The organism is Algibacter aquimarinus (genome assembly GCF_039543265.1).
Classification (GTDB): Bacteria; Bacteroidota; Bacteroidia; order Flavobacteriales; family Flavobacteriaceae; genus Algibacter_B; species Algibacter_B aquimarinus.
The window spans coordinates 88,850-102,020 of sequence record NZ_BAABJK010000009.1 but is presented as its reverse complement, the minus strand read 5'-3'; the positions used below and the strand labels follow the sequence as shown (position 1 = coordinate 102,020).

Here is a 13,171-nt window from a genome sequence, read left to right as displayed (position 1 = left end):
TAAAACATAGTATGAATAAGTTAAAATCATCATTTTTCATGATAGCACTTATTCTATGTTTTTTTAGTATACTGTCTTGTAAATCATCATCTTCAGATTATAATATAATTTCGATTGATACAAATACAACATATCAAACGATGGAAGGTTTTGGTGCTTCAGACGCATGGCGATGTCAGTTTGTTGGAGACAATTGGCCTGAGTTAAAAAAAAACCGAATAGCAGAACTTTTGTTCAGTAAAGAATTTGATGAAAACGGAAACCCTAAAGGTATCGGACTTTCTATATGGCGTTTTTATATTGGTGCAGGTACTACTGAACAAGGTGAAGATTCAGATATAAAAAATGAATGGCGAAGAGCAGAATCATTTATTGACGCTTATGGAAATTATGATTGGAGCAAACAAAAAGGACAACAGTGGTTTTTACAAAAAGCCAAAAATTATGGTGTAGATAAGTTCTTAGCATTTTCAATTTCAGCACCAGTTCATTGGACTAAAAATGGAAAAGGATACAATAGTGATTTAATTAGCGGTAAACTTAACATTCAAGATGATAAATATGACGACTACGCTACATTTATGTTTGAGGTTATAAAACATTTTGATTCAACAGGTATTTCATTTAACTATCTAAGCCCCATTAATGAACCCCAATGGGAATGGGAGAAAAAATCACAAGAAGGCACACCTGCTACCAACTCAGATATTACAAAATTAACTCATTTACTTAATCAACAAATAGATGAAAGTAATTTAAATACAGAAATTGTTTTAGCCGAGGCAGCAGATTTACGTTGGTTATATTCTTCATTTAATAAGCCTAAAAGAGGCAATCAAATTGATTATTTCTTCGGAGAAAACGGGAAAGTTGAAAATTTAAAACGCGTAAAAAAAACAATATCAGGTCACAGTTATTTTACAACATGGCCAGTGGATAGTCTAATTCAAATTCGTCAAAAACTAAATAAAGAGTTAAAGAAACATAACGTAGACTATTGGCAAAGTGAGTTCTGTATTCTCGAAAATACCGATGATATTGGCGGAGGAAACAAAAGAGATTTAGGTATTGATACAGCACTTTATGTTGCTAGAGTTATACATGCCGATTTAACCTTAGCAAATGCCAGTTCTTGGCAATGGTGGACTGCACTAACAAATGCTGATTATAAAGACGGTTTAATTTATCTCGATTCTGGTGATAACTCTGATTTATTCAATTTAGATAAAATAAAATATAATGGTGATTTTCATGATTCTAAACTCCTTTGGGCTTTAGGGAACTATTCAAGATTTGTAAAACCAGGGATGGTTAGGGTAAATGTTGAATCTGATGAAAATGAAGTGTCAATTATAAAGCAATATAAGGATATTATGTTGTCAGCATATCTGGATAAAGAAACATCGGAAATAGCAATTGTAGCGATTAATTACAGTAATAAGAATAAAGCTATAGATGTTTCAAACTATAATATTAATGAAATATATGTGACATCTTCCATGAAGAATTTAGCAAAAAACGTAATACAGAATAAACAAATAATATTAGAGGCACGTTCTATTAGCACATTAATAGGAAGTATCTTATAAATACAAAGAAGTCTATATGAATTTTTTAAAAATCAAATTAGTTAAGTTTGAGTTAGTTTTAGTTTATTGTCTTTGTTTTGCAGCCATTTTGTTTACTGGCTGCAAGGACAAGGACGCTAAAGAACAAACTGAAATTGAAAAACCAAATATAGTTTTCATTCTAGCCGATGATCTAGGAGCACATGACCTTAGTTATTCAGGAAGTAATTACTATGAAACTCCTAATATTGATGCTATTGCTAATGAAGGTGTTCAATTTACACAAGGCTATGCAGCGTGTCAAGTATGCAGTCCATCAAGGGCTAGCCTTATGACAGGTCAATATACAGCACGTCATGGAGTTACTGATTGGATTGGAGCTGCCACTGGCGAAACATGGGGAGACTATTATAATACTAAAATAATGCCTCCTGAATATGCTCATGCATTGCCCGACGAAAGTATTACAATAGCTGAAGCATTAAAAAGCAATGGATATAAAACATTTTTTGCAGGAAAGTGGCATTTAGGAGATGAACCTTACTCTCCTGAAAATAATGGATTTGATATTAATATAGGCGGTTGGGAAGTAGGTGGGCCTAAGGGAGGTTATTATGCACCTTGGAAAAACCCTAAACTTGATTATAAATACGAAGGCGAGAATTTAACCAAAAGATTAGCTTTAGAAACGGCAGATTTTATAACTCAAAACAAAAATGAACCATTTTTTGCTTTTTTATCATTTTACGCTGTTCATGGACCAATAGAAACAACCGAAGCTAAATGGAAAAAGTATCGAGAAAAAGCTGAGGCACAGGGTATTCCAGATTCTGGGTTTGTAATGGAAGCTAGATTACCAATTAGAACAGTACAAGACAATCCTGTTTATGCAGGTTTGGTGGAATCAATGGATGATGCTGTAGGTGTAGTTTTAAAACGATTAAAAGAGCTTGGGTTAGATGATAACACAATAGTTGTATTTACATCCGATAATGGAGGAGTAGCTAGTGGAGATGCATTTTCTACAACAAATTTCCCTCTAAGAGGCGGCAAAGGTTACCAATGGGAAGGTGGTATTAGAGAGCCTTATTTGATAAAAGCACCTATGTTAAAAGCTACACCAAAATCAGTAGATTTTCCTGTTTCTGGAATAGATTTATATCCAACACTTTTAGATTTAGTAAATGTTGAAAAGGATGATAACCATGTAGTAGATGGCGTAAGCTTAGTTCCACTTTTAAAAGGGAAATCGCTCGATACAAGACCGCTATTTTGGCATTACCCACACTACGGAAATCAAGGTGGAGATGCTGTAAGTATTATCAGAAAAGAGAATTATAAATTAATCCATTATTGGGAAGATGGGCATGACGAATTATACAATTTATCTTCTGATCCTGGAGAGAAAAACGACATTTCAAGAGATCAAGTTGAAATAGCTAAAAATTTAAGAACCGAATTGGATAATTATTTATCTAATGCAAATGCCAGAATCCCTGAAGTTTATGCTAAATACGATCCTGTAAAAGCAAAAGTTACACAAGAAAATAGAAGAACAAAAGTATTACAACGTGTGGAAAAACAACGTAAAGACTTTTTAAGCAAAGACTTCAATCCAAATAATAATTGGTACGATAGTAGCTTAAACACAAAAGACTAAACGTTTAATTAAAAGGCAACAGCAACTAACCAACCAAACTAAAATTATGTCCAGTACGAAATTTAACTTTACATACCTACTTTTTTTAGCACTTGTATCTGCTATGGGAGGTTTTCTATTTGGCTACGATTGGGTGGTCATTGGAGGAGCAAAACCGTTTTACGAACTCTTTTTTGATATCAGTTCAGAACCGACATTGCAAGGTTGGGCCATGAGTAGCGCATTGATAGGTTGTATTTTTGGTGCTGTAATTTCAGGTTTTGTAGCCGATAAATTTGGTAGAAAGTTGCCTTTAATTTTAGCAGCAGCTTTATTTACAATTTCAGCTTTTGGTACAGGATATGCAAATGAGTTTACACCATTTATTATTTATCGTCTTATAGGAGGTTTAGGTATTGGTTTAGCATCAACGTTATCTCCTATGTATATTGCAGAAATAGCACCTGCGAAATATAGAGGTCAGTTTGTAGCTATCAATCAATTGACTTTGGTAATAGGAATTTTAGCAGCACAAATCGCTAACTTTTTTATAGCTGAATCCATACCAGAAAATTTTTCACCTAATGAAATATTAAGCTCATGGAATGGGCAAACAGGTTGGCGTTGGATGTTTTGGGCAGAATTAATTCCTGCAATTTTATTTTTTGTATTAATGTTTATTGTCCCTAAAAGTCCAAGATTTTTAGTTAAAATAAATAATAATGAGGCCGCTAAAAATGTATTAACTAAAATTGGGGGAGAGGCTTACGCAGAGCAAGAATTAGCTAGTATTCAACAAACACTTCAAGAAAGTGGAACGTCTAAAATTAAGTTTTCAGATTTCAAAAGCTCAAAGATTAAACCAATCCTAATCATCGGTATTGTATTAGCCATATTTCAACAATGGTGTGGTATCAATATCATTTTTAATTATGCCGAAGAAATATTTACCGCTGCAGGTTATAGTGTAGGAGATATGCTTTTCAATATCGTGATTACGGGTAGTGTGAATTTAATATTTACGCTTGTAGCTATGCGAACTGTAGATAGTTGGGGACGAAGAAAGCTAATGCTTTTAGGTTCAATAGGTTTAGGTGTTGTATATCTTATTTTAGGAGGCGCGTATTATATGGAGTTTACAGGATGGCCGGTGCTTGTTTTAGTGATTACAGCAATAGCTATTTATTCCATGTCTTTAGCTCCAATTACTTGGGTGGTTTTATCAGAAATATTTCCAAATAAAATACGCGGCGTTGCCATGTCTATCGCAACATTTGCATTATGGGTAGCTTCTTTTATACTCACATTCACATTCCCCATTTTAAATGATGCCTTAGGTGCTTCAGGAACATTTTGGGTGTACAGTTTCATTTGTATTCTAGGATTCTTATTTATAAAAAGCAAATTACCAGAAACTAAAGGGAAAAGTTTAGAAGAAATTGAATTGGAATTAACTAAAGATAAGTAAGCTATACAGCGTATGAAAGTTATATTGAAAAGACATATCATATTAGCATTAATACTACTTTTAAGTTTGAATTTTTCGTGCGCACAACAAAAAAGCGTAGTAGCATCAAATAAAGCAAACCCATCACAGTATTTAGATTCACTAAAAACCAAATTGAAAGTAAAGTGGCCTAAAAACCATACTATAAATTTAGTGTTTCACGGGCATTCGGTGCCAACAGGATATACCACAGGAGGTGTTTTAGATAGACTGAATGCATATCCTTATAGAACCTTAAAAAAAGTAAACGATTTCTACCCGTATTCGGTAGTAAATACCATTACAACTTCAATTGGTGGAGAACAAGCAGAACAAGGTGCAAAGCGTTTTAAAGATGAAGTTTTAAATCACAAACCAGATGTACTTTTTATCGATTACGGATTAAACGATAGGAGCATAGGATTAGAACGTGCAAAAGTAGCATGGGAACAAATGATACAAGACGCATTAGCCTATGGTACAAAAGTGATTCTGTTAACACCTACACCAGATTTAAAAGAAGATATTACTTCTGATGAAACTCCTTTAGCACAGCATAGCGAACAAATTAGAGCATTGGCAAAAAAATACAATATTGGTTTGGTAGATAGTTATGCGCTGTTTAAAGCATTGGCTGAAATTCAACCATTAAGAGGCTATATGTCACAAAATAACCATATCAACCAAAAGGGACATCAGTTTGTTGCCGATGCCATTTTTGAATATTTCAAACTTTAATAGAAAAAAAGAATTTAAATACAATGAAGTTTTATAAAACCATATATATCTTAACTATTTGCTTGTCCATACTTGCACTTGTTGCCTGTACAGATAATCAGCAAAAAGAAATGGATTTAGCTGGTGAATGGAACTTTAAAATTGATGCATTAGATGTTGGAGAGCAAGACAATTGGTTTAATACTACTTTAAACGATGTTGTGAAATTACCAGGATCAATGGCAGAAAATGGTAAAGGAAATGATATTACTGTAAACACAAATTGGACTGGTAATATGTGGAATGATAGTTTGTGGTACAAAGATCCGAAGATGAAAAAATACCGCCAGAAAGGAAATGTAAAAATACCTTTTTGGTTACAACCTGTAAAGGATTATAAAGGTGCTGCATGGTATCAAAAAACAGTGGTAATTCCTGAGGATTGGAATAATCAAAACATCAATTTACATTTAGAGCGTGTGCATTGGGAATCTACAGTTTGGGTAGATGATAAAAAAGTAGGTATGCAAAATACCTTAGCTACTTCGCATGATTATAGTTTAACAGATGTTTTAAATCCCGGCGAACATACTATTTCTATTCGTGTTGATAATAGAATAAACGACATTGATGTTGGTAAAGATGCACATAGCATATCAGATAATACACAGAGTAATTGGAATGGTATTGTAGGTGATATCAAACTTTCAGCTTCACCAAAATTAGCTTTAGGAACTATAAAATTATATCCTAACGTTTCAAACAAAACGGTAAAAGTTGTCGCGCAGTTAAACAATTCTTCGAATTCAAAAAGTGCTCAATTAATTCTTCAAGCAAAAGAAAAATTTGTTGACGGTACTGTTATACAGGCACAGAAAAAAGATATTCAAATTACAGAAAATAAAGAGGTTGTTTTAGAATACAATATGGGCGATAACCCAAAACTTTGGGATGAATTCAACCCAAATCTTTACGAAATGCAAATATCTTTAGAATCTGATGCAGGAACAGATACAAAACGTATCAATTTTGGAATGCGCGATTTTAAGGCTGAGGGTACCATTTTTAAAATAAATGAACGTCCTATTTATCTAAGAGGAACGTTGGAGTGTGCCATTTTTCCAAAAACAGGGTATCCACCAACTGATGTAGATTCTTGGAAACGAATTTTCAAAATTATTAAAGCACACGGTTTAAATCACATGCGTTTTCATTCTTGGTGTCCTCCAGAAGCAGCATTTATTGCAGCTGATGAAATGGGAATTTATATTCAAGCCGAAGCATCTGCGTGGTTGGCTAATTTAGGTGATGGTAATCCCGTTGATAAATGGTTATACAAAGAAGGAGAAGCGATTATTAATAAATACGGAAACCATCCATCTTTTGTAATGATGACGTATGGTAACGAGCCAAGTGGTAGGCATCATAAGGCATACTTAACCGATTATGTAAATCATTTTAAAAAATTTGACGATAGACGTTTATACACTAGTGGCGCAGGTTATCCTTATTTAGATAATATGGATTACTACAATCATAGAGGTCCTAGAATTCAAGGTTGGAATGAAAACTTAAAGAGTATCATCAATGCAAAAGCACCTCAAACCGAATTCGATTGGAGCACCTTTATCGATAAAACGCCAATGCCTTATGTAAGCCATGAAATGGGGCAATGGTGTGTGTATCCCAACTTTAAAGAAATGTCAAAATACACAGGCGTTTTAAAACCGAAGAACTTCGAGATTTTTAAAGAAATTCTGGAAGAAAATGGCATGGGAAAATTAGCCGATAAATTTCTTTTAGCTTCTGGTAAATTACAAACGCTGTGTTACAAGGCAGATATTGAAGCTGCTTTAAGAACAAAAGGAATGGCAGGATATCAGTTACTAGATTTACATGATTTTCCTGGTCAAGGTACGGCTCTAGTAGGTGTTCTAGATGCATTTTGGGATGAAAAAGGCTATGTGTCTCCAGAAGAATTTAAAGCATTTAGTGGTAAAACTGTTCCATTAGCACGCTTAAAACAGCGCACATTTAAAAATACAGATACGTTGTCTGCAACCATTGAAATTGCACATTTCGGTGAAGAAGAATTGAAAAACACTACACCAAAATGGGAGTTGACAAAGTCTGATGGAAGTCTTTTTTCAGAAGGAAAATTAAATACAACTGATATTCCAATGGGTAACGGAATTGAATTAGGTACAGTTAATCAATCTTTAAATACGATTACTGAAGTACAAAAACTTACGCTAAATGTTAGTGTAAATGATTTTAAAAACAGTTGGGACATCTGGGTATATCCAGAAGAAAAACCAGCAATTGATAGCAAAATTGATTTTAGGGTTTTTTCTAAGTTAGATGCTAAAACTATGGCATATTTGAATAATGGTGGAAACGTATTGTTGAATATTACCAAAGGCGATATTGCGCCTGAATACGGTGGAGATATTGGCATAGGCTTTTCAAGTATTTTCTGGAACACCTCTTGGACCAAAGAGCAAAAGCCACATACTTTGGGTATCCTTTGTAATCCAGAACATCCTGCATTAGCAAATTTTCCAACGGAATACCATTCCAACTGGCAATGGTGGGATGCCATGAGTCATTCTAATGCCATTATATTTGATGATATGCCCGACATAAATCCGATAGTTAGAGTTATAGACGACTGGTTTAAAAACAGAAAAACAGCGTTAATTTTTGAAGCTAAAGTAGGTAAAGGAAAACTATTGTTTTCTGGAATAGACCTGCACACTAATATAGATGAAAGATTAGAAGCGCAACAATTATTATATAGCCTTAAAAGTTATGTAGCAAGTGATGCCTTTAATCCTGAAACGACTATAGAAATAGACCAAATAAAGAAATTATTAAAGTATTAATACACTAATAGTTAGTGTAGCATAAATCATTAGAATATGAAAACTGTAAAAGCCTGGGAAGAAAAAGTAATCATTCCTACTTATGAAGTTGGAACTCCTGAAAAATATCCTGTTTTTTTAGAGAAACGCGTATATCAAGCTAGTAGTGGTACTGTGTATCCGCATCCTGTGATAGAAAAAATTAGTGATACTAAAGTAGATAAAGAATGGAATGCCATATTTATTGAAAACGATTACATCAAATTAATGATTTTACCAGCTTTAGGCGGCAGAATTCAAAGAGCGTATGATAAAATTAGAAAGCGTGATTTTGTGTATTATAATCATGTGATTAAACCAGCGCTAGTGGGTTTAACAGGACCGTGGATTTCTGGAGGTATAGAATTTAACTGGCCTCAACACCACAGACCAAGTACCTACGATCCAACAGATTTTTTCATAGAAGAAAATGAAGATGGTAGTAAAACTGTTTGGGTGAGTGAGTTGGAGCGTATGTTTCGTACGAAAGGTATGGCTGGTTTTACCTTACATCCAGACAAGGCGTACATCGAAATAAAAGCACATTTATACAACAGAACACCACATCCGCAAACCTTTTTATGGTGGGCAAATCCTGCGGTGGCTGTGAACGATCATTATCAGTCTGTTTTTCCTCCAGATGTAAATGCGGTGTTTGACCATGGAAAGCGTGACGTTTCAGAATTTCCAATTGCAAAAGGAGAATATTACAAAGTAGACTATTCACCAGGAACAGATATTTCTAGATATAAAAATATTCCTGTGCCAACTAGTTATATGGCAATTACCTCAAAATACGATTTTGTAGGAGGTTATGAAAACGATTCAAAAGGAGGATTACTTCACGTTGCAGATCATAATGTATCGCCAGGAAAAAAACAATGGACTTGGGGTAACGGAGAATTTGGTAAAGCATGGGACAGAAATTTAACAGATACAGACGGACCATATATTGAATTGATGTGTGGTGTTTATACAGATAATCAGCCAGATTTTTCGTGGATGCATCCGTATGAAGAAAAAAGCTTTAAGCAGTATTTTATGCCTTACTATAACGTAGGTGTTGTAAAAAATGCAACAAAAGAAGCTTTGGTAAATCTAGAAATGGTAGATGGTAAAGCTTTGGTGAAAGTTTACGTAACATCAACTTACGATAATTGTGTAATTACGCTAAAAGCAGGAGGTAAAGTTTTACATGACGAAGTTTTAAATCTTTCTCCAGCAATAGGCTTTGAAAAAGCCATAGATATAAATGGTTTTACGTTTGATGATTTACAAATTTCGGTAATTGATGCTATAGGGAAAATATTGGTTTCTTGGGAACCAGATAAAGATTTGTCTGATGAAATACCAGAACCAGCTAAAGCTGCAAAAGATCCTAAAGATATAGACACTGTAGAAGGTTTGTATTTAAGAGGATTGCACTTAGAGCAATACAGACATGCCACTTTTAATGCCACAGATTATTATGAAGAAGCTTTAAGAAGAGCGCCAAAAGATGTGCGTTGTAACAATGCAATGGGGCTTTGGCATATGCGTAAAGGACAATTAGAAACATCTATTGCTTATTTTGATACCGCTATTGAAACCTTAACGAGTCATAATCCAAATCCATATGATGGAGAACCGTATTTCAATAAAGGATTAGCTTTAAATTTCTTAGGAAAAAAAGAGGAGGCTTATGCAAGTTTCTTTAAGGCGTGTTGGAATGCACAATGGCAAGACGCAGGTTACTTTAACCTAGCTCAAATAGATTGTTCTAGAGTTGATTTAGAGAAAGCTTTAGATTTGGTAGACAGGGCTTTAATAAAAAACTGTCACAACCATAAGGCAAGACATTTAAAAGTTGTTATTTTAAGAAAACAAGGTAAAATAGAAGCTGCTAATACATTAATAGAAGAATCTTTAGCTATTGATAAATTTAATTTTGGTGTTTTATATGAGCGTTATATTTTATCAAATAAACAAGAAGATTTAGCAACTTTAAAACACATCTTAAGAAACAATGCGCACAATTATATTGAATTTTCTTTAGATTATGCCATGGCTGGTCAGTTTAATGAAGCTATTTCATTATTAAAAGTACATACCAACGCTAATGATAAAGTATATCCTATGGTTTATTATTTTATGGGATGGTATTTTACTCAAAAAGGAGATAATGCAAATGCGTTAGAAGCGTACAAACAGGCTTCTCAAATGCCAGATATCTACTGTTTTCCAAATAAAATAGAAGAAGTTTTGGCATTGCAAGCAGCATGTAAAGCAAACCCTTCTGATGCTAAAGCATTTTACTATTTAGGTAATTTTTGGTACGCTAACAGACAATATGTTGAGGCTCAAGAATGTTGGGAAACATCAGTAAAATTAGATGATCGTTTTGCAATTATTCATCGTAATTTGGCATTGTTGTATTATAACAAAACCAATCAAAAAGAATTGGCTGTACAACATTTAGAAAGTGCTTTTGAGTTAGACAATACAGATGCTAGATTGTTAATGGAACTTGATCAGTTGTATAAAAAAATTAATATTTCTATAGATAAACGCTTGTCTCTCTTAGAGCAATATATAGGTTTAACCAATTCTAGAGATGATTTGTATTTAGAGCGAATTTCTTTATACAACTTAAAAGGAGATTTTGAAAAAGCAAAAGAGCTGATAGAAAATCGTCAATTCCATCCTTGGGAAGGTGGTGAGGGTAAAGTGCCATTTCAGTATTTAACATGCTACACAGAATTGGCTAAGAAAAATATCAATTTAAAAAACTTTGATTATGCCATTGAGTTGTTAGAAGCAGCTAAAACATATCCTCATAATTTAGGAGAAGGTAAATTGCATGGTACTGTAGAAAATGATATTGATTACTGGTTGGGCTGCGCTCATGAAGGTTTAGGAAATTCGGATAGAGCAAAAGCATATTTTGAATTAGCATCTGAAGGCTTAAGCGACCCAAGTCCTGCTATTTTTTATAATGACCAACAGCCTGATAAAATTTTCTATCAAGGTTTAGCATTGCAAAAATTAGGAAGAACTGATGAGGCGAAAATGCGTTTTGAAAATCTCCTTAATTACGGTAAAGATCACATGAATGACAATGTGAAATTAGATTATTTCGCCATCTCATTGCCGGATTTATTGATATGGGAAGAAGACTTAAATGTGATTAATAAAATACATTGTAACTATTTGATAGGTTTGGGGCAATTAGGCATGAATAATGATTGTAAAGCTACTGAAGCCTTTGCTAAAGTAACAGATGTCAATCTATCGCACATTCCAGCAAATATTCATGCAGAACTTGTAAACGCATAATGAATTAACACGGATGAATTTTAAATTCCATTTTAAAAGTGTATTACTGATACTGTTTTTTATAGCTAGTAACTCTGCATATTCACAAAAAGACAAGCCTAATATCGTCATCATTTATGTTGACGATTTAGGTTATGGAGATATTGGAGTGAATGGTGCTATTGGAGTTAAAACGCCCTATATCGATACCCTTGCTGAAAATGGATTGAATTTTACCGATGCCCATTGTAGTGCTTCAACATGTACACCATCTCGCTATTCATTGTTAACAGGCAGTTACGCGTTTAGAAATAATGCAGCCATCTTAGAAGGAGATGCCCCTTTAATTATTGACACCACAAAGGAAACCTTACCAAAAATGTTACAAAAAGCAGGGTACACTACGGGTGTAGTTGGTAAGTGGCATTTAGGTTTAGGAAAAGGAAAAATAGATTGGAATAAACGCATTCCCTTAGGGCCAAAGGAAGTAGGATTTGATTATAGCTTTTTAATTCCCGCAACAGGAGATAGAGTACCGTGCGTATTTCTAGAAAACCAAAAAGTAGTGGGATTAGATTTAAATGACCCTATTACGGTAAGCTACGGTACAAGAATTGAAGGTTACCCTTGGGGTTTCAAGCATCCAGAATTATTAAAACAACATACAGACCCATACCATCAAGGAGCTGTTATAAATGGCATAAGTCGTATTGGTTACATGAAAGGCGGAAAAGATGCCCTTTGGGTAGATGAAGATATTCCGTTTGTACTTTCAGAAACAGCAAACGGGTTTATAGAAGACCATAAAGAAAATCCATTCTTTTTATATTTCTCATTACACGATATTCATCAACCAAGAATTGCAAATATCAAGTTTGTAGAAAGCAGCACCATGGGGCCACGAGGCGATGTGATTGCTCAAATGGATTGGTGCGTAGGTCAGATAACCGAAAGCTTAAAGAAAGCAAATGTTCTAGAAAACACCTTAATTATTTTTACAAGTGATAACGGGCCTATTCTAGATGATGGCTATTTAGATTATGCAAGAGAACTAGTGGGCGAACATAAACCAGCTGGTATTTACCGTGGTTCAAAATATTCGGTTTACGAAGCAGGAACAAGAATGCCAACCATTGTGCATTGGCCAGAAAAAGTTAAACCAGGTACAAGTGATGCGCTATTATCTCAAGTAGATTTATACAAATCTTTAGCGTGCTTAGTAGGTCAAGATGTTGAAAAAGGAGCTGCGCCAGATAGTCAGGATTTTTTAAAATCGTGGTTAGGGAAATCAAAAAAAGGACGTGAGTTTTTATTGGAAGAAGCCTATACTTACGGTTTACGAATGGGGAATTGGAAGTACATTAAACCTAAAAACAAACCTGTACCCAATTGGATTGTTCAAAAATTTGTAGATCCTGGATTTAGAGAAGAAGTACAATTATTCAACTTAGAAGACGACCCTTTAGAAAGTAATAATGTTTACAAAGCTTATCCAGACATTGTTAAAGTGATGGAAGCAAAAATCAACGAAATTTTAAATTAATAGTATAGCAATATCGCTATT

General features: G+C 34.1%; 7 protein-coding genes. All 7 read left to right on the top strand.

Features of this window, described 5'->3' with window-relative positions:
* Window positions 1-11: 11 nt before the first annotated feature.
* From ABD939_RS12940 to ABD939_RS12910, 7 genes are read left to right on the top strand one after another with little or no spacing between them, the layout of a single operon-like run.
* On the top strand, window positions 12-1,589 hold the full coding sequence (locus ABD939_RS12940) for a glycoside hydrolase (protein WP_345169407.1): 1,578 nt from the start codon (window positions 12-14) through the stop codon (window positions 1,587-1,589).
* Window positions 1,590-1,605: 16 nt separating this feature from the next.
* A complete protein-coding gene (locus ABD939_RS12935; protein WP_345169405.1) occupies window positions 1,606-3,228 on the top strand; it encodes a sulfatase in 1,623 nt (540 codons plus the stop codon).
* Between the two features lie 7 nt (window positions 3,229-3,235).
* Window positions 3,236-4,675, top strand: coding sequence for a sugar porter family MFS transporter (locus ABD939_RS12930; protein WP_345170158.1), 1,440 nt, complete (start codon window positions 3,236-3,238; stop codon window positions 4,673-4,675).
* Window positions 4,676-4,687: 12 nt separating this feature from the next.
* Window positions 4,688-5,431, top strand: coding sequence for an SGNH/GDSL hydrolase family protein (locus tag ABD939_RS12925; protein ID WP_345169402.1), 744 nt, complete (start codon window positions 4,688-4,690; stop codon window positions 5,429-5,431).
* A gap of 23 nt (window positions 5,432-5,454) precedes the next feature.
* Window positions 5,455-8,295, top strand: a complete 2,841-nt coding sequence (locus ABD939_RS12920) for a sugar-binding domain-containing protein (RefSeq protein WP_345169399.1) — start codon at window positions 5,455-5,457, stop codon at window positions 8,293-8,295.
* A gap of 36 nt (window positions 8,296-8,331) precedes the next feature.
* Window positions 8,332-11,628 carry a DUF5107 domain-containing protein gene (locus ABD939_RS12915; protein WP_345169397.1) on the top strand — a complete coding sequence of 1,099 codons (3,297 nt, stop codon included), beginning with the start codon at window positions 8,332-8,334 and terminating at the stop codon, window positions 11,626-11,628.
* A gap of 13 nt (window positions 11,629-11,641) precedes the next feature.
* Entirely contained in the window at window positions 11,642-13,150 is a 1,509-nt protein-coding gene (locus ABD939_RS12910; protein WP_345169394.1) for a sulfatase family protein, read from the top strand.
* The last annotated feature ends 21 nt before the right edge of the window (window positions 13,151-13,171 follow it).